Source organism: Streptomyces cathayae (assembly GCF_029760955.1).
GTDB classification, from domain to species: Bacteria; Actinomycetota; Actinomycetes; order Streptomycetales; family Streptomycetaceae; genus Streptomyces; species Streptomyces cathayae.
Window position 1 is genome coordinate 5,769,298 of record NZ_CP121682.1, and the last position, 19,208, is coordinate 5,788,505.

General features: G+C 70.4%; 13 protein-coding genes. 6 read left to right on the top strand and 7 right to left on the bottom strand.

Features of this window, described 5'->3' with window-relative positions; genetic code table 11:
* The first annotated feature begins 221 nt into the window (after positions 1–221).
* From PYS65_RS26335 to PYS65_RS26355, 5 genes are all read left to right on the top strand, one after another.
* Positions 222–1,598 carry an AAA family ATPase gene (locus PYS65_RS26335; RefSeq protein WP_279336414.1) on the top strand — a complete coding sequence of 459 codons (1,377 nt, stop codon included), beginning with the start codon at positions 222–224 and terminating at the stop codon, positions 1,596–1,598.
* A 44-nt stretch (positions 1,599–1,642) separates the two neighbouring features.
* Positions 1,643–2,335 (top strand): HNH endonuclease, encoded by a 693-nt coding sequence (locus tag PYS65_RS26340; protein WP_279336415.1) that lies wholly within the window; start codon positions 1,643–1,645, stop codon positions 2,333–2,335.
* A 180-nt stretch (positions 2,336–2,515) separates the two neighbouring features.
* Positions 2,516–3,889, top strand: coding sequence for an alpha-amylase (locus tag PYS65_RS26345; RefSeq protein WP_279336416.1), 1,374 nt, complete (start codon positions 2,516–2,518; stop codon positions 3,887–3,889).
* Between the two features lie 204 nt (positions 3,890–4,093).
* Positions 4,094–9,505 carry a pullulanase-type alpha-1,6-glucosidase gene (gene pulA / locus PYS65_RS26350; RefSeq protein WP_279336417.1) on the top strand — a complete coding sequence of 1,804 codons (5,412 nt, stop codon included), beginning with the start codon at positions 4,094–4,096 and terminating at the stop codon, positions 9,503–9,505.
* 53 nt (positions 9,506–9,558) lie between these two features.
* On the top strand, positions 9,559–9,921 hold the full coding sequence (locus tag PYS65_RS26355; RefSeq protein ID WP_279336418.1) for a 5-carboxymethyl-2-hydroxymuconate Delta-isomerase: 363 nt from the start codon (positions 9,559–9,561) through the stop codon (positions 9,919–9,921).
* Positions 9,922–9,975: 54 nt separating this feature from the next.
* Here the strand turns inward: PYS65_RS26355 and PYS65_RS26360 are convergent, their stop codons facing one another.
* A complete protein-coding gene (locus PYS65_RS26360) occupies positions 9,976–10,671 on the bottom strand; it encodes a TetR/AcrR family transcriptional regulator (RefSeq protein ID WP_279336419.1) in 696 nt (231 codons plus the stop codon).
* 64 nt (positions 10,672–10,735) lie between these two features.
* On the bottom strand, positions 10,736–12,715 hold the full coding sequence (locus PYS65_RS26365) for a hypothetical protein (RefSeq protein ID WP_279336420.1): 1,980 nt from the start codon (positions 12,713–12,715) through the stop codon (positions 10,736–10,738).
* Between the two features lie 169 nt (positions 12,716–12,884).
* On the opposite strand from PYS65_RS26365, the gene PYS65_RS26370 reads away from it, so the two are divergent.
* Positions 12,885–13,328, top strand: coding sequence for a hypothetical protein (locus PYS65_RS26370; RefSeq protein ID WP_279336421.1), 444 nt, complete (start codon positions 12,885–12,887; stop codon positions 13,326–13,328).
* 99 nt (positions 13,329–13,427) lie between these two features.
* On the opposite strand, the gene PYS65_RS26375 is transcribed toward PYS65_RS26370, so the two are convergent.
* The 5 genes from PYS65_RS26375 to PYS65_RS26395 all read right to left on the bottom strand — a co-directional run bounded on the left by PYS65_RS26375 (position 13,428) and on the right by PYS65_RS26395 (position 19,045).
* The gene (locus tag PYS65_RS26375) at positions 13,428–14,993 is read right to left on the bottom strand and encodes a DUF1996 domain-containing protein (RefSeq protein WP_279336422.1); all 1,566 of its coding nucleotides are present in this window, start codon (positions 14,991–14,993) and stop codon (positions 13,428–13,430) included.
* 348 nt (positions 14,994–15,341) lie between these two features.
* On the bottom strand, positions 15,342–15,995 hold the full coding sequence (locus tag PYS65_RS26380; RefSeq protein ID WP_279336423.1) for a response regulator transcription factor: 654 nt from the start codon (positions 15,993–15,995) through the stop codon (positions 15,342–15,344).
* Positions 15,980–17,251 carry a sensor histidine kinase gene (locus PYS65_RS26385; protein ID WP_279336424.1) on the bottom strand — a complete coding sequence of 424 codons (1,272 nt, stop codon included), beginning with the start codon at positions 17,249–17,251 and terminating at the stop codon, positions 15,980–15,982. Before PYS65_RS26385 ends, PYS65_RS26380 begins: the two co-directional genes overlap by 16 nt.
* 97 nt (positions 17,252–17,348) lie before the next feature.
* On the bottom strand, positions 17,349–18,368 hold the full coding sequence (locus tag PYS65_RS26390) for an SDR family oxidoreductase (RefSeq protein WP_279336425.1): 1,020 nt from the start codon (positions 18,366–18,368) through the stop codon (positions 17,349–17,351).
* An 80-nt stretch (positions 18,369–18,448) separates the two neighbouring features.
* Positions 18,449–19,045, bottom strand: coding sequence for a winged helix-turn-helix domain-containing protein (locus PYS65_RS26395; protein ID WP_387040530.1), 597 nt, complete (start codon positions 19,043–19,045; stop codon positions 18,449–18,451).
* Positions 19,046–19,208 lie beyond the last annotated feature (163 nt).

A 19,208-nucleotide genomic window follows, 5' to 3' on the forward strand; every position in this document is an offset into this window, starting at 1 on the left:
TGCGACAGCAAGAACCCTCACGGGACCAGTCCTGTTCGTTGTCCCCTCCGCCTGGGCCGCGTTCGTCGAAGGCATACGGCACAGCACATCCTGATGCTGGTCCTTCGGATTAGTCGTGCCGTTCGAACGGCTGCCGATGACAAGGCCTGACCTCGTCTAGGCTGACGTGGCGAAACAGCACGGGTATCCGGCAGGCAACGGCGGATCGGGCGGATCGGATCATGTACCTCTCCAGGGTCTACCTGGCCAATATCAAGTCGTTCGACGAGGTGGACCTCGAACTGGTCCGGCCCGATGGTTCGTACGCGGGGTGGACGGTACTGGCCGGCCGTAACGGCTCGGGCAAGACCACATTGCTGCGGGCGATCTCCCTGGCCGTGAGCGGTCCCGCCGCCGCGCGCAGTCTGATGCCGGCATTCGAGAACTGGGTCGCGCACGGTGAACGCAGGGCGCATTCCGAAGTGGAGTTGGCGCACGACCCCGCGTTCGATCGCTTCACACAGGGGCGTCGGCCGTCCAAGGCGTTCTGGTCGGGTCTGCGGTGGGTTCTTCCTCCAGAGACCGGCCATGGGAAGGGGAAGCCCGGCAGAGTGGTGCAACCCTCTCTGGACCCGGTCAACTACACCGGCGCCAAGACGATCACCGCTCAACGCGGCCCCTGGGCCGACAATCCGGAAGGCTGGTTCTGTGCTGCCTACGGCCCCTTCCGGAGGCTTGCCGGAGGCTCGGGAGAGGTGCAGCGGCTCATGACGGCCGCAGGGCCGGTGGCCCGGCAGGCGAGTCTGTTCCACGAGGACGCCTCGCTCGCCGAAGGCGTGACATGGCTCATCGAACAGCATCTGCGGGCGCTTGAGCAGCGGGAGGGAGCCGAGGAGCTGCTGGCCTCCGCGTTGGAGATCCTCGGGGACGACCTGCTGCCCGACGACTGCCGGATCGACGGTGTCGACTCCGAAGGGCTATGGGTGGTGCACCGGGAGCGCCGCTTCCCACTGAAGGAGATGAGCGACGGCTACCGGACCGTCGCCGCCCTCGTCGTGGATCTCCTGAGGCAGATCTACGACGCCTATGGCGAGCTGGACGTGTTCTACGACGAGGAGACCGAGATTCCGATCGCCGACTATCCGGGAGTCGTGATCATCGACGAGGTCGACGCGCACCTGCACGTCTCCTGGCAGAGGCGCATCGGCAGTTGGCTCACTTCGCACTTCCCCCGCATTCAGTTCATCGTCACCACCCACAGCCCGTACATCTGCCAGTCGGCCGATCCGGGAGGTCTCATCCGGCTTCCGGGTGCTCAGGAGGAAGGGCGGGTCGAGAAGGTCTCGCCGGACGTGTACGACAGGGTCGTGTACGGAAGCGGGGACGACGCCGTGCTGTCGTACCTGTTCGGGCTCGACACGCCCTACTCGGAGAAGGCGGAACGGACGCGGAGCGAGCTTGTGGCGCTGGAGATGGGTGTGCTGCGGGGCAGAGCGAGCGATGAACAACGCATGCGTTACCGAGAGTTGAAGCGCAAGCTGGTGAGCTCCCCGGCGACCCGCGTGGACGAGGTAGCCGCGCGGCTGCGTGACCGAGCCGACGACGAGTGGTCGGCGTGATCAGGATTCAGCGAACCGGTCTGCCTCAGCAGACACGTCGGCGTATGACCGCCTACACACAGGAGATAGGCAAGGCCGGGAAACCGGTGGACCGCGCTCGAGGTCTGTGGAAGCACACCACCGTGCGACGTCACGTTCACGCCGTGCTGAGCGCGACCCTGGCCGAGATGGCCCCCGGTGTCGAGCGGTGTATGTACTGCGGCGACAACCAGGGCACCGACATCGACCACTTCGAGCCGCTGAGCCGGGCCCCGCTGCGCACCTTCGACTGGCACAACCACCTGCTCGCCTGCTCCCTCTGCAACAGCCACCAGAAGCGAGAGGCGTTTCCCGTCGACCCCCGAGGACGCCCTCTGCTGATCGACCCCAGCAGCGAGGACCCGGCCGATCACCTCCATCTGGTGCTCGCGGTGGGTGAGTACCTGCCTCTGACACCCAGGGGAGAGGCGACCTGCGAGGTCTTCGGGCTCAACCGCGGAGTGCTGGTACGAGGCCGGCGGAAGGTCTACCGGATCACCCGGTTGTGCATCGAGGAGTGGCTGCGCGCCCACGAGAAGGGGGACGACGAGGGCGTGCGGGAGTGGACGAGCACCGTATGGGAACAGCCGACCGCCGATGTGGTGTACGCGATGTTCCACCAGGCGATGGCCCCCGGAGCAAAGGACGTGTTCGCCGATGACCCCGGGGTGCTGCGACTGCTGACGGATGAGCGGGTGCGGGCGGGGCTGCTCGGCTGATCCCGGACGGACCGGCAGGCCGTCGTGCCGGGATTTCTTGCCGCAACTTCGTGCGGGGTGCTGCCCTTTCGGAGGGTGAAGCTTTAACATCTGCGTCACGCAAGGTTTCTGAAGGTTTCAGCAAGAACCTTCAGAGGCCTTCGCACTCCCCACACCCTTCGATGAAGAAGGACACCCCACATGGCACGCAGAACCCTCGCCGGGGTCGCCGCGCTCGCGGTTGCCTCGGTTGTCATGACCCCGACTGTCGCGCAGGCCGCGCCGCCCGGGAACAAGGACGTCACCGCCGTCCTGTTCGAGTGGAACTTCAACTCGGTCGCCCGCGAGTGTACGAACACCCTCGGCCCCGCCGGGTACGGATACGTCCAGGTCTCCCCGCCCGCCGAGCACATACAGGGCTCGCAGTGGTGGACGTCGTACCAGCCGGTGAGCTACAAGATCGCCGGCCGGCTCGGCGACCGCACCGCGTTCCGGAACATGGTGAACACCTGCCACGCGGCCGGTGTGAAGGTCGTCGCCGACGCCGTCATCAACCACATGTCCGCGGGCAACGGCACCGGGACCGGCGGCTCGGCGTACACCAAGTACAACTATCCGGGCCTGTACTCGTCGAACGACTTCGACACCTGCACCTCGCAGATCACCAACTACCGGGACCGCTGGAACGTCCAGAACTGCGAACTGGTCGGTCTCGCGGACCTCGACACCGGTGAGGAGTACGTACGGGGGAAGATCGCCGGGTACCTCAACGACCTGCTGTCGCTGGGCGTGGACGGCTTCCGGATCGACGCGGCCAAGCACATGCCGGCCGCCGACCTCGCCACCATCAAGTCCCGGCTCTCCCACCCCGGCGTCTACTGGAAGCAGGAGGCCATCTACGGCGCCGGCGAGGCCGTCCAGCCCAGCGAGTACACCGGCACCGGCGACGTCCAGGAGTTCCGCTACGCGTACGACCTCAAGCGGGTCTTCAACAACGAGAACCTCGCCTACCTGAAGAACTACGGCGAGGGCTGGGGCTACATGAACAGCTCCGTCTCCGGGGTCTTCGTCGACAACCACGACACCGAGCGCAACGGCTCCACGCTCAGCTACAAGGACAACGCCAACTACACCCTGGCCAACGTCTTCATGCTGGCCTGGCCCTACGGCGCCCCGGACATCAACTCCGGCTACGAGTTCTCCGACCACGACGCCGGCCCGCCGAACGGCGGTCAGGTGAACGCCTGTTGGCAGAACGGCTGGAAGTGCCAGCACGCCTGGCCGGAGATCAGGTCCATGGTCGCCTTCCGCAACGCCACCCGCGGGCAGGCCGTCACCAACTGGTGGGACAACGGCAACGACGCGATCGCCTTCGGGCGGGGCAACAAGGGCTTCGTGGCCGTCAACCACGAGTCCGGCTCCCTGACGCGTACCTACCAGACGTCCCTTCCGGCGGGCACCTACTGCAACGTCCAGAACAACACGCAGGTGAGCGTGAACGGTTCGGGGCAGCTGACCGCCACCCTGGGCTCGAACACGGCCCTCGCGGTGTACGCGGGCAAGTCCTCCTGCTGAACCCGCGCCGGTCGCACCGCCGTTCACGGGGGCGGCGCGACCGGCGTCCGCATGCAAATCCTTACCGTTACTTTCAAGACCCTTGCTGTAAAGCTTTCAACGGCGATAGCGTCACGCCCGGAGCCCGGTGACATGGCCGAAACAGGCCGCGCCGTGGCGTGGGGTCGGACCCAAACGTGCCGTAATCGCAAGGAGTTCACGCCTGTGATACCCAGCTGGCCCGCGCCCCAGGGGCGCCGCACCGCGCGGGGGAGGCGGGTCGCAGCCGTCACCGTGGCCGCGCTCGCCGTGGCCCTCGTGCAGCCGCTCTCCGCCGGAGCCGCCACACCGCCCAAGCCCCCGTCCGACGCCCGACTGGCGAAGGAGCCCGCGCGGCACGACCTGACCCGGGAGCAGTTCTACTTCGTGCTGCCGGACCGGTTCGCCAACGGTGACACGAGGAACGACCGGGGTGGGCTGACCGGTTCGCGTCTGACCACCGGGTACGACCCCACCGACAAGGGGTTCTACCAGGGCGGTGACCTCAAGGGGCTGACGAAGAAGCTCGACTACATCAAGGGGCTCGGCACCACGTCCATCTGGATGGCGCCGATCTTCAAGAACCAGCCCGTCCAGGGCACCGGCAAGGACGCGAGCGCCGGCTACCACGGGTACTGGATCACCGACTTCACCCAGGTCGACCCGCACTTCGGCACCAACAAGGACCTCGAGACCCTCATCGACAAGGCCCACGCCAAGGGCATGAAGGTCTTCTTCGACGTCATCACCAACCACACCGCCGACGTCGTCGACTACGAGGAGAAGTCCTACGACTACCTCTCCAAGGGCGCCTTCCCCTACCTGACCGAGGACGGGAAGCCCTTCGACGACGCCGACTACGCCGACGGCGCGAAGAAGTTCCCGCGCGTCGACGCCGGTTCCTTCCCGCGCACCCCGGTCGTCCCCGCCGCGAAGAAGAACGTCAAGGTCCCGGCGTGGCTCAACGACCCGACGATGTACCACAACCGGGGCGACTCCACCTTCGCCGGCGAGTCCAGCGAGCACGGCGACTTCTCCGGCCTCGACGACCTGTGGACCGAGCGTCCCGAGGTCGTCGACGGCATGGAGAAGATCTACCAGCGGTGGGTCAAGGACTTCGACATCGACGGCTTCCGGATCGACACCGTGAAGCACGTCAACATGGAGTTCTGGACCCAGTGGGCCACCGCCCTGGACGCCTACGCGGCCAAGAAGGGCCGGGACGACTTCTTCATGTTCGGCGAGGTCTACTCCGCCGACACGGACGTCACCGCCCCGTACGTCACCGAGGGCCGCCTCGACGCCACCCTCGACTTCCCCTTCCAGGAGGCGGCCCGCCAGTACGCCTCCCAGGGCGGCAGCGCGCAGAAACTCGCCTCGGTCTTCGGCGACGACCACAAGTACACGACCGACAAGGCCAACGCCTACGAGCAGGTCACCTTCCTCGGCAACCACGACATGGGCCGCATCGGGACGTTCCTCAAGCAGGACGACCCGAAGGCGTCCGACGCCGAACTGCTGAAGAAGGCCATGCTGGCCAACGAGCTGATGTTCCTCAGCCGCGGCAACCCGGTCGTCTACTACGGCGACGAGCAGGGCTTCACCGGCGCCGGCGGCGACAAGGACGCCCGCCAGACCCTGTTCGCCTCCCGCACCGCCGACTACCTCGACGACGACCTGATCGGCACCGACCGCACCCACGCCGAGGACACCTACGACACCAGGTCCCCGCTCTACCGGCAGATCAGCGCCCTCGCGAAGCTCCGCACGGCCCACCCGGCCCTCACCGACGGCGTCCAGCAGCAGCGGTACGCGGCCGACGGCCCCGGCGTCCACGCCTTCTCCCGCACCGGCACGGGCAAGGACACCACCGAGTACGTCGTCGCCTTCAACAACGCCGAGGAGGCGAGGAAGGCCACCTTCGCCACGAACTCGGCCCGTATGACCTTCCGCGGCATCCACGGCACCGACGCCTCCGTGACCAGCGGCGCCGACCGGAAGATCACCGTCACCGTCCCGGCCGGCTCGGCGATCGTCCTCAAGGCGTCCGGCCCGCTCGCCAAGCCCGTCACCAAGCCCACGGTCACCCTCAAGGCCCCCGAGGCGGGCGCCACCGGCACCGTCGAGCTGACCGCCGACGTCGAGGGCGGACAGCTCAACCGGGTCGTCTTCGCCGCCCAGACCGGCGACGGGAAGTGGCAGACCCTCGGCTCCGCCGACCACGCCCCCCACCAGGTCACCCACACCATCGGCGCGGACGTCCCGGCCGGCACCGCCCTGCGCTACAAGGCCGTGGTGATCGACTCGGCCGGCCGCACCGCGAGCGCGACGGCCGCCTCCACCACCGGCACCCCGCCCGTCGCGGAGCCGCCGTCCACCGCCTCCCGCGACCACGCGATCGTCCACTACCGGCGCGCCGACGGCGACTACGACGACTGGGGCCTGTACGCCTGGGGCGACCTCGCCGAGGGCGAGGCCACCGAATGGCCGGACAGCCACCCCTTCACCGGCCGCGACGCCTACGGCGCCTTCGCCTACGTCAAGCTCAAGCCGGGCGCCTCGGACCTCGGCTTCCTCGTCATCGACAAGGACGGGAACAAGGACGTCTCCACCGACCGCACGATCGACCTCACCAGGACCGGTGAGGTCTGGATCGAGCAGGGCGAGGAGACCGTCACCACCGAACGCCCCGAGTACCCGGCGCAGGACACGACCAAGGCGGTGCTCCACTACCACCGCGCCGACGGGAACTACGACGGCTGGGGCCTGCACACCTGGACCGGTGCCGCGGACCCCACCGACTGGTCGAAACCCCTGGAGCCGGTGAAGACCGATCCCTATGGCGCGGTCTTCGAGGTGCCGCTCACCGAGGGTGCCACCAGCCTCAGCTACATCCTCCACAAGGGCGACGAGAAGGACCTGCCGTCCGACCAGTCGCTCGACCTCACGGCGAACGGCCACGAGGTGTGGCTGGTGAGCGGCCAGGAGAGGTACCTGCTGCCGCAGCCCGCGGGCTCCGCGGCCGCCCTCGACCTGGCCACCTCCAAGGCGGTCTGGATCGACCGGGACACCGTCGTCTGGAACGGCTCCGACGCCGCCGCCTCCACCCAGCTCCTCGCCTCCCGCACCGGCTCGATCAAGGCGCAGGACGGCACGCTCACCGGTGGCGACACGCGCGTGCTCCGGCTGACGAAGGCGGCCCTCACCGACGCCCAGAAGGCGAAGTTCCCGCACCTGAAGGACGACACCGCCTGGGCCGTCGACCCGCGCGACCGGGACCGCGTACGCGAGGCCCTGCGCGGCCAGGTCGTCGCCTCCCAGCGGGCCGCCACCGGCGCCGTGCTCGCCGCGACCGGAGTGCAGACCGCGGGCGTCCTCGACGACCTGTACGCGGCCGGCGCGACCAAGGCACAGCTCGGCCCCGTCTTCCGCGACGGCCGGCCCACGCTCTCCGTGTGGGCGCCGACCGCGCAGCACGTCTCGCTGGAGATCGGCGGCACCACCGCCCGCATGGAGCGCGACGACGCCACCGGCGTCTGGTCCGTCACCGGCCCGAAGTCCTGGAAGGGCAAGCCCTACCGGTACGTCGTGAAGGTGTGGGCGCCCGGCACCCGCGAGATCGTCACCAACAAGGTCACCGACCCGTACTCGCTGGCCCTGACCACCGACTCCCAGCGCAGCCTCGTCGTCGACCTCGGCGACCGCGCTCTCGCCCCCGGGGGCTGGTCGGACCTGGCCAAGCCGAAGGCCGTACCGCTCAAGGACGCCCAGATCCAGGAGCTGCACGTCCGCGACTTCTCCGTCGAGGACCGCACGGCGAAGCAGCCCGGCACCTACCTCGCCTTCACCGACAAGGACAGCGACGGCTCGAAGCACCTGCGGGAGCTGGCGAAGGCCGGCACCTCGTACGTGCACCTGCTGCCCGTGTTCGACATCGCGACCATCCCCGAGAAGAAGTCCGACCAGGCCACCGTCGACTGCGACCTCGCCGCGTACCCGGCCGACTCCGACAAGCAGCAGGAGTGCGTGGCGAAGGCCGCCGCCAAGGACGCCTACAACTGGGGCTACGACCCGTACCACTACACGGTCCCCGAGGGCTCCTACGCCACCGACCCGGAGGGCACGACCCGCACGGTCGAGTTCCGGAAGATGGTCAAGGCGCTCAACGAGGACGGCCTGCGCGTCGTCCTGGACGTCGTCTACAACCACACCGCGGCGAGCGGCCAGGCGGACACCAGCGTCCTGGACCGGATCGTGCCCGGCTACTACCAGCGGCTGCTCGCCGACGGTTCGGTCGCCGACAGCACCTGCTGCGCCAACACCGCGCCCGAGAACGCCATGATGGGCAAGCTCGTCGTGGACTCGGTCGTCACCTGGGCCAAGGAGTACAAGGTCGACGGCTTCCGCTTCGACCTCATGGGTCACCACCCGAAGGCCAACATGCTCGCCGTGCGCAAGGCCCTCGACGCGCTGACCCTCAAGAAGGACGGCGTCGACGGCAAGAAGATCATCCTGTACGGCGAGGGCTGGAACTTCGGCGAGATCGCCGACGACGTCCGCTTCGAGCAGGCCACGCAGCAGAACATGGCCGGAACCGGCATCGCCACCTTCTCCGACCGGGCCCGGGACGCCGTCCGCGGCGGCGGCCCCTTCGACGAGGACCCCGGCGTCCAGGGCTTCGCCTCCGGCCTCCACACCGACCCGAACTCCTCGAAGAGCAACGGCACCGAGGCCGAGCAGAGGGCCCGGCTCCTGCACTACCAGGACCTGATCAAGGTGGGCCTGAGCGGCAACCTCGCCGGGTACCGCTTCACCGACACCGACGGCAAGGAGGTCAAGGGCTCGCAGGTCGACTACAACGGCTCCCCGGCCGGATACGCCGACGCCCCCGGCGACGCCCTCGCCTACGCCGACGCGCACGACAACGAGTCCCTGTTCGACGCGCTCGCCTTCAAGCTGCCGGCCTCCACGAACGCCGACGGCCGGGCGCGCGCACAGGTCCTCGCCATGGCGACGGCCACCCTGTCCCAGGGCCCGGCGCTCTCCCAGGCCGGTACCGACCTGCTGCGCTCCAAGTCCCTGGACCGCAACTCCTACGACAGCGGCGACTGGTTCAACGCCATCCACTGGAACTGCGCCGCGGGCAACGGCTTCGGCCGCGGTCTGCCCCCGGCCGCCGACAACGCCGACAAGTGGCCCCATGCCAAGCCCCTGCTGGGCGCGGTGCAGGTCGGCTGCCCGCAGATCGAGGGCGCCTCGGCCGCCTACCGGGACCTGCTGAGGATCCGGACGACGGAACCGGTCTTCTCCCTCGACACCGCGGAGCAGGTGCAGTCCCGGCTGTCCTTCCCGCTGTCCGGGAAGGACGAGACACCCGGCGTGATCACGATGCGGCTCGGTGACCTGGTCGTGGTGTTCAACGCGACGCCGGAGCAGCGGGAACAGCGCGTCGAGGCCCTCGCCGGCACCGGTTACCGCCTGCACCCGGTGCAGGCCTCGGGATCGGACCCGGTGGTGAAGACCTCGTCCTACGCGGCGAAGACCGGCACCTTCACCGTCCCGGCCCGCACGGTCGCGGTGTTCACCACGGCCGGCTGACGGACGGCGCGGGCTAAGGTGGGCCCTCCGAGCTGCAACTGGAGGGCCCACCGATGCCGCAGATCACCGTCGACTACTCCGATCAGCTGAAGGCCGGCTTCGACTTCGACCGGCGCGCCTTCGCACGGGACCTGCACACCACCGTGGTGGAGATCGCGGCGGCCAGGCCGGCGGCGTGCAAGACCCGGTTCCGCCGGACCGAGGACGTCGTGGTCGGCCCCGACATCGACGGCCACGCCCTGGTGCACGTCCACATCGGACTACTCCCCGGGCGGACCGAGGAGGCCAAGGCCCGGCTCACCGAGGCCGTCCTGGAACTGGTCCGGCAGCACGTGAAGTCCCTCGACGGCACGATGCTGCACGCCTCCGCGGAGGTACGCGAGCTCGACGCTTCGTACCGGAAGTTCGAAGAATAGGGGCGTAGGGGCGTAGAGAAGTAGGGCGTGGGGAAGCAGCAGCCGGGCGGCCGGTCAGGGCGAGGACGCCAGCGCGATCAGCCGGGTGACCAGGTCGGTGAACGGCCCGTCCCCCGGTTCGTCCTTGAGCAGGCCGCGCAGCAACGTGCCCAGCTCCTCGTCGTGCGCCGCGGCCACGGCGGCGAGCGCCGCGAAGTCGTGCACCAGCTGGACCTCCAGCTCGGCCCGCGGTATGCGCCGGCCGTCCAGCCAGATCAGCGCCGTCGACTCGGCGAGCGAGATCCAGGAACGCACCACCAGCTCCAGCCGCGCGGGCGGATCCACCGCACCCATGTGCGACAGGATCTGTTCGTACGCCCGCTGCCGCACGGAGTCGACCAGTGCGTTGGTGGTCGACGAGCCGACCGCCGGGCCGCCGCGCATCAGGGCGGAGAAACCCGGCCCGTGCTCGTCGACGAAGTCGAAGTACCGGCCCATCACGCGCAGCAGCCGGGCCCCCAGCGGGCCCTCGTGCGGCTCCACGAACCGTGACGCGAGATCGTCCGAGGCACGCCTCAACGCGGCCTCGTAGAGGCTGAGTTTGCCGGGGAAGTAGTGGTAGACCAGCGGGCGCGAGATACCGGCCTTCGAGGCGATCTCGTCGATGGAGACCTCGTCGGGCGAGCGACGGCTGAACAGTTCGAGGGCGACGCCGATCAACTGCTGCCGGCGCTCCTCGACTCCCATTCTGCGGCGTACCCCGGTAGTCATACCCCCAGCCTACCGATCGATTCCGGACTCGAACGGTCCGGACCGGACGGCGGTGATCACCGGGTCAGCCGAGGCCGGTGATCGAGCCCCCGTCCTTCCGGGTGCCCACAAGGTCGGCCTGGGCGCCCCGTTCGGCCTCGACGGTCAGCAGATTGCCCTGTGCGGTGCCCTGGACACCGCCCGTCGCGGTGACGGACGTCGTGCCGCGGCTGCCGGCGGCCAGCAGGTACCAGGTGCCCGCCGGGGACTTCCACAGCACCCCGGCCAGCACCCGCGGCGCACGCGCCCCGCACTGCGGAACGTCCTCGGCCTTGGCCACCGCCGTCCCGGACGGCCTGCCCGGCGTGTGGAACTGCGCCAGCACCCGGCTGCCACCGCCCCGCCAGGTCTCGGCCCGGGTGCACACCCAGTCCGCGGGGCCTCTCGCGCCGTCCGGCAGCGGCTGCTCGGCGAACGCCCACGCGTTCACGCTCCGTACGCCCGCCGAACGCACCGAGACCAGCGAGCACGCGAACGGCGCCCAGGCACGCAGCGTCCCGGCGCCGGACGTCTCACCGGCGGCCCCGGGCCGTCCCGCGGTCAGCCGGGCCGGGACCAGCTCGGCGAGGTCGGTCATCAGCCGGGTGCCGGCCTTGTCGGTCAGCTCCAGCACGTTCCACGAGGTGCACGAACCGGCCCGCAGCGCCGGACTGGCCAGCGGCGAGGTGACCCCGTCGGTGAGCGTGAGGTCCGTCGCGTCGGCGTCGGGCTCGCGCAGGTCCCGGTGACGGGCCTCGCGTACCCAAGGGGCCGCCAGATAGCGGACGTTGCCGTCGACCCGGCTCAGCACCACCGCACTCGCCCCGGCCCGGTCCGCGCCGTCGACCCGGGCGAGGTCGAGGACGGCGCCCCGGGCGCCGCTCTCCGGCTCGGCGTACCTGGCGATGCGCAGACCGTCGTGGAGGATCACCACGCGCGCGCTGTCGACGGTCCCCGCGTACAGCAGCTGGGGCGGTCCGGCCGGGCCGCCGGACGGGGTGCCCGGCGTCGCCGACACCTGGACCCGCTCGCCGGGCCGGGCCCACACGGCGAGGGCGCGGCGCAGCAGGCCCCTGTCACCGGTCAGGTCGCCGCGGGCGGGCCACACGGAGAAGTCGGTGCGCGCGGAGGCCTTCCAGAGGGAGGGGGAGACCCGGGTCAGCTTCGCCGGGTCCAGGGCGGCCTGCGCGGCCGGGTTCCGCGCGTACGGCGGCGCGGCGGCACCGTCCGGCCCCCAGCCGTCACCCGGCAGCCCGAGCAGTGCGCCGCAGACGACGAGCGCGCACCCCGCGGCCAGCGCGACCTTCAGATGCCGCCGGCGGCGCAGCAGATCGGTGGGCCGGGCCTGGAGCGAGCAGGGGTCGAACTCGGGGGAGTCGAGCAGCCGGTACTCGGCCGGCACCCCGTCGGCCTCGCGCAGCGCGGCGGCCGCGTCGGCGACCCCCGCGTCGGTGAGGACCCTGCGTACGTCGTCGTCCGCGAGCCGCTCGAGGCCCCGCAGCACGTAGGCGGCGCGGGCCGGTCCGGACAGGGCGGACAGCCGCTGGTCCAGGGCGAGTTCGTCGGCGCCACCGGACCGCGGGTGCAGCCGCAGCCCCCACACCCGGGGCAGCGGCGGAGACAGCAGCGCCCGCCGGAGCGGCCCGCCCGCCCGCAGCGCCGTACGCACCACCTGCAGCCGGACCAGCGCGTACCCGGGATCGCCGTCCCGCCCGGGGGCGGGGGCGGCCTGCGGGGCCTCGGCGGACTGGATGGCCTCGGGGGACTGGACCGCCTGGACCGTTTGGACCGTCTGGGCGGGGATCACGGGCGCCGCGGTGCGGCCGCGGGGCAGCGCGCGCTGGGCCAGGGCGTGCGCGGTCAGCACCCGCCTGCTCCGGCCCGTACCCGGCGGCAGCAGCAGGTAGGCGAGCCGGACGAGCCGCGGATAGTGCTCGGCGAGCGCGGCCTCGGCCTGTTCGACATCGACGACCGGGCCGTCGGAGGAGGAGTGCGGGGGGCGCTGGGCGGCATGCTGTGACTGCACGCCCAGCAGAACGAGCCAACCGGCCGGTAGGTCACTGGGCCGTTCGGACGGCGTCGACCGATTGGGTGGCGTGCGCGTTGAGTACTGCGCGCGTCAAAGCCGTATCGAAGGCGGAGAGCCCCTTGCCGGGGCTCCGTGCGGCATGTCGCCGGAAGGACCGGAGGAACTCATGAGGCTGTCCCGACCGATGCTCGCGCTGACCGGCGCGGTGGCGGTACTGGCGCTGGCGGGCTGCGGGTCCGGCGGAGCCGAGAGCGAGGTGCCCGCCACGGCCACCGGCAGTCTCGAGCACCTGGCCGCCGAGGTGAAGTGCAAGCCGGACATGCAGACCGACGCCGACACCATCCGTCAGGCCATCTGCAAGAAGGGCAAGGAGCAGTACGTCCTGGCCACCTTCGCCACCGACCGCGGCCAGCGGGAGTGGGTCGACATGGCCAAGGACTACGGCGGCTTCTACCTCGTCGGGCGCAAGTGGGTCGCCGTCGGCGAGGAGAACGTGCTCGACGACCTGCGTGGCCGGCTCGGCGGCGACGTGGAGGAGGGCATCGACCACGCCAACATGGACCACGGAGGCGGTGCGCACGCGTCCGGCCACGCCGGGCACGGAGGCTGAACGACGAGCACACCCGGTGCACACAGGAGGAGGGCCGGTGGCGGGAATCCCGCCACCGGCCCTCCTTTTTCTCAGTGTCTCAGTGGGCGACCGAGGGGACTACGTGCACTTCTTGCCCTTGTTGATGCACTTGACCACCTTGTTCATCAGGCTCTCGTCCATGACGTTGATGAAGTCGTTGTGGTCGGTGATCGGCTTGTGCAGCTGCTCCGGGAAGGAGTCCACGGCGTACGGGTTCTTCACCTGACCGTTCTCGATGGTCGGGGTGGGAACGTCGTACACCAGGCGGACCTGGAGCTGCGGGATGGCCTTGAAGCCGTTGGCGCAGCTGCCGTCCGCCTGGACGAACGCCACGTGGTCACGGTGGTTGGCGCTGTCGGTGTTCTGTCCGTCCCAGCAGCTCTGGAAGTTGGACGTGCGCACGAGCTGACTGCCCTCGGGGCACAGCACGTACTTGTCCGTGGACTGCCGGTCCTCGAAGCCGGTGCAGCTGTACGAGGTGTTGGCGTTCTTGAGGCCGTTGGTGAAGGCCTTGGCGTCACCGGTGATGATGCGCATCAGCTTGGGGATCGCGACGACCTTGCTCCGCTTGTTGCCGACGAACCGGAGCTGGGCCTCCTGGGCCTGGAGGATCCTGCCGACGTTGCCCTCGGCGCCACCGCCCTGGTCGGCCGCGTCGAACTCCTGGGTGCCGTCCTGCACGCGCAGCACCGGCCAGAAGTACGAGGACTTGTCGCCCTGGTTCTGGCAGCTGGTCTCGGCGGCGACCAGGTCGTCGTCGCTGGAGAGCGAGCTGTTGCTCTGGTTGCCGACGTAGTCGTGCATGTGGTGCGCGCCGTTCGCGACACCGGGGGCCACGATGATGTTGTCGCTGTTGTAGATCTTGTTCTCGTTGACGCCGCACTTCGTGGTGAAGCTGCCCTTGGAGCCGGACCTGCCGTTGGCGGCCAGACCGTTCGGGAGGTCGCGCGAGTTCGGCGGGACGTCGTTGATGTCGATGAAGTCCTCGGCGAACGGACCCGCGGCGCCGTTGCCGTTGTCGTTGGGGAGCTGCCCCTCGCCCTGGTCCTGACCGTCGCCCTGGTCCTGACCGTTGTCCTGACCCTGGTCACCGCCCTGGCCGTTGTCCTGACCGTTGTCCTGACCGTCGCCGTTCTGACCGTCGCCGTTCTGGCCGTCGGTCGGCAGCGGCTGGTCGGCGGGGCGGCCGGAGCAGGGGGCGAGCTCGTCCAGGTTCCCGGGAACCTGGCCGCCCGCACGGCTGATCTCCAGCTTGATCCGGTCGAGGAGCACCTTACGACGGTCCTTGAGCGGACCCAGAATGGCGTTCTGGACGTACTGCGAGTCCCCGGCCTGCGCCTGGCGCGTGGTGGCCAGACGCTGGTAGGCGTCGGTGATCTGCTGGTCCATCGAGGCCAGTTCGCCGTCGACCTCACCGCGGGCCTGGTCCGGCACGTCGGAGAGCTGCTGACCGACGTCCGGGCAGTCGATCGTGGCGATCTGCGCCGCGCTCACCTTGGTCCGGCTCTGAGCCTGGTCCGACTCGCCGGCCGAAGCGTAGAAGTTCGCCCAGACCAGCCCGCCCCCACCGAGCGCCAAGGCCGCCGTTCCGGCCACGGCTTTGGCGGCCAACGGCATACGGCGTTTTCTTGTATTGCGTCCCATCATTCTCCTCGCAAGGGGGCTCTCGGCCTTCCCGGTGCTCTGGTGATCTGTGCTGTGCCCCGCAAAGGGGTCGGTTCGGGCTGGACCGCGACCCTCGGGCTGGTAGCCCGCCGCCTCAGCGGTGGGTGGAGTCACGGAACTCCTCTGACCTGGTTGAGGAGCACCCCCTTACGGGCATCGAATCGCCCAGCAGAAGCGGGGCGGCTCCCTTGAGTACGGGAGCCGCCCCGGGGGTGTTCAACCGTCACAGAAATTGATGGGAAGTCCGTACGGCACCCTGGTTTCAACGCCCCCTGGGACACGGGGAGTTGCTGGTAGCGAACGTCGGGTGAGGGTGTGGGCCCGGTTTCACCGGCCCTGGTCGAGATACGCGAGAACCGCCAGCACGCGACGGTTATCGTCGTCCGAGACCTCCAGTCCCAGTTTGGCGAAGATGTTCGCGGTGTGCTTGGCGATGGCCCGTTCCGTCACCACCAGCCTGCCGGCGATCGCCGCGTTGGAGCGCCCCTGCGCCATCAGCTCCAGTACCTCCCGTTCCCGGGGCGTCAGCCGCGCCAGCGGCCGGTCGTCACCCGACCGCCGTGTCAGCAACTGCTGGATCACCTGCGGATCCATCGCCGTACCTCCGCCCGCCACCCGCCGTACGGCGTCCACGAACTGCTCCGCGTCGAACACCCGGTCCTTCAACAGATACCCCACCGCACCACTGCCGTCGGCCAGCAGCTCCCGCGCGTACAACTGCTCCACGTGCTGCGACAGCACCAGCACCGGAAGTCCCGGCCTGCGGCGCCGCGCCTCGAGCGCGCACTGCAGCCCCTCGTCGGTGTGCGTCGGCGGCAGCCGTACGTCGACCACGGCCACGTCCGGCTCCGACTCGGCCAGCGCCCGGGCCAGTTCGGGACCGGACTCCACGGCCGCGACGATCTCGAAGTCATGGGCCCGCAGGAGCCGGACCAGTCCGTCGCGCAGCAGAAACAGGTCTTCGGCTAGGACAACTCGCAAGGGATCTCCATGGTGACCATGGTGGGACCGCCCGCGGGGCTGCTGACGGCCAGGACGCCGTCGAATGTACCCAGGCGCCGCTCCACCCCGGTCAGCCCCGAACCGGCCCCGATCACCGCGCCGCCCTTGCCGTTGTCGGTGACGCTCACCCGCAGATGGCCCTCGGCGTGGTGCAGATCGACCCAGATCCGGTCGGCACCCGCGTGCTTCACCGCGTTGGTGAGCACCTCACTGACGGCGAAGTACGCGGCCGACTCCACCGGTGCCTCGGCCCGGCCCGGCAGCTCCACGTTCACCTCGGTGGCCACCGGCAGCCTGAGCGCCAGCGCCCGCACCGCGTCGCCCAGCCCGCGCTCGGCCAGCACCGGCGGATGGATGCCGTGTACCAGCTCCCGCAGTTCCGACAGTGCCTCCACCGAGGACCTGCGGGTCCGCGCGATCAACTCCTTCGCCTGCTCCGGGTCCTTGTCGAGCAGCGCCTCGATGGTCCCCAGATCCATGCCCATCGCGACCAGCCGGGCCTGCGCCCCGTCGTGCAGATCCCGCTCGATGCGCCGCAGTTCGGCCGCGGACGTGTCGACGGCGTCACGCCGCGTCTCGGTCAGCACCCGTACCCGCTCGCTCAGTTCACCCTGGCTGGGGGAGAGGACGGCGCGGGTGAGCCGGTAATGGGCGTTCAGCACCGACGGGGTGACGAAGTGGGCGAGGAAGAGCAGACCGAGGGCCAGTGCGCCGGCGCCGAGCGCGGAGGCCTGGTCGCCGACCGGGACGAAGCCGTACCAGTACGGGTCCGGCATCACCCGCCACAGCCCGGCCGCGAGCGCGAACCCCTCCAGCGGGTACAGCAGCAGCGCGGCCGGCAGCAGCGCGGTGACGACCCCCGCGGTCATGTCGACCAGCAGCCACCACAGTTCCCGCCGGGTCGCCGGATCGCTCAGCATCCCGAACGTGCGCTCCCAGGGGTTGGCGTCCTTGGGCAGCGGGCGGTACGCGGGCGGGATGCGCACCCCGCCCCACTCGGCGGCCAGCACCCGCCGCCAGTTCGCATAGGTGCGTGCCCGGGTCAGCACGTACGGCGTCGTGACGATGCCGATCCCGAGGGGAATCAGCGCGATCGACAGCAGGGTCAGGGTGAAGCACAGCGCTGACAGCGGGAGCGACACCAACGCCAGCCCCAGCCCCCGCAGTGCGGCCTTGGCAAGGCCCTTCGTACGTCTGGTGCCGCTTCTGGTGCCGTTTCTCGTGTCGATGCTCATGCCGTAAGTCTGTCCGGGCACCGATGCCCGGGTCACTGGCCCGAACCCCCGGTCACGGGGTGGTGCTACGTACACCTGGCCGGGCCCACGGCCCGTCCTACGGCTCGCCCCGGCCTCCCTCCGCCGCGAGCACCTTCGCCTCCACCTCCGGGTCGAGCCCCTTGAACGTCCGGTCCGGACGCTGGGGTGCCGTTCCGCCGATGGCCCGCAGCCAGCGCCAGGTGTCGGCCACGGTCTCGGCGACGGGACGGCAGCGCAGCCCCGTGGCGACCGCCCGGGAGACGTCCGCTCGGTGCAGGGCGCCGTGTGCTTCGCTGTCCGGCGGCACCCACACCGGCAGCTGCGTCCACGGTTCGATGCCGGCCTGAAGGATCATCTCCGGTGCGGTCCACCGCAGTTCGGCCGCGCCCCCGGTCACCTCCGCGCACGCCTCCAGCAGCGCGCCGATCGTGGCGTGTCCCTGCGGGCCCAACAGGTTGTACGGGCCGCTCAGTTCCCGCTCGGCCGCCCCGAGGATCCACTCGGCGAGGTCGCGGACGTCGACGTACTGGACGGGCAGGACACGCGGCCCCGGAGCGAGGACCGGGCCGCCGCGTGCCATCCGGTTCAGCCACCAGGGCAGCCGGCCGACGTTCTCGTACGGCCCGAGAATCAGCCCCGCCCGCACCAGCACCGACCGGTCCGCGCCGAAGGCGTCCACGGCGGCCAGTTCACCGCCCCGCTTGTCCCGCGGGTACTCGGTCTGGTCGGCGTCCGCGCGGGCACCCGCCACCACCGGGGCCTGCTCGGTGTACCCGGCGGGCGCGGGCCAGGCGTACACCGAGCAACTCGACACGTACACGTACCGCCCGGCGCGGCCCCGCAGCAGCCGCGCCGTGTCCCGGACGGCACGCGGGGCGGCCGACCAGGTGTCGACGACGACGTCCCACTCGCCGGCCGCCTCGTCGAGCGCGGCCAACCCGTCGACGGCGGTCCGGTCTCCCAGCAGCGACCGGACGCCCGGCGGCGCCCCGTGCCGCCCCCGGTGGAAGACGGTCACCTCCCAGCCCCGCCCGAGCGCCGCCTCCACGACGGCCCGCCCCGCGAACTCCGTACCGCCCAGCACCAGAAGCCTCATACCGCCCGACTCTGCCGTGTCGGACGGGCCGGGGGAACAGGAATCTGCCGAGGGCAGAGCAGAGCCGGGGCGGGCCGCCCTCAGGGGGCGTACTTGTAGCCGACGCGGCGCACAGTCTGGATCCTGCCCCGGTGCTCGGCGCCCAGCTTGCGGCGCAGCCGGGCGACGTGGACGTCGACGGTGCGGCCGTCGCCCACATGGCCGTAGCCCCACACGGTGGCGACCAGGTGGTCGCGGGTGTGCACCCGGTTCGGGTGTGCCACGAGATGGGCGAGCAGCTCGAACTCCAGGTAGGTGAGGTCGAGTTGCCGTCCGTTCACCTCAGCAGTGCGCCGCATGGTGTCGACGCGGACCGAATCGTCGGCCGCGTCGGCCCCATCGGTTTCGGAGGGCGCGGTGAGGGCGGACGACGGGCCGGCGTCCGGTACCGCCACAGGGAACGGCGGCTGCTGGTCGGCGGGGACCAGCACCAGGTAGCCGACCATGGGCGGGCGCCCGGGCAGGACGGGCAGGGTGTGCTGCGGTGCGGGCAGCCAGGTGGCCCCCGGAGGGAGCAGGTCCGCGACCGTGACGACCTCGTCCGGGGCGACGGCCCGCAGCCCGTGGCGGGGACGGCCGTCGGCCGGGACGGTACGGGGCGCGACGGGGGCGGCGGGTGAGGAGGACGCCGAGGTCACCGAGGTCACGGAGTTCGCGGCGCGCACGGAGTTTGCGGGGGTCGCAGCGTTCGCGAGGTTCACGGGATGCGCAGGATTTGTGGGGGAGAGGGAACGAGTGGTCGCCATGAGGGGTCAGCTCTTTCGCGCGAAGGGTTCGTCGAGAGGACTCGACCGCCACGAG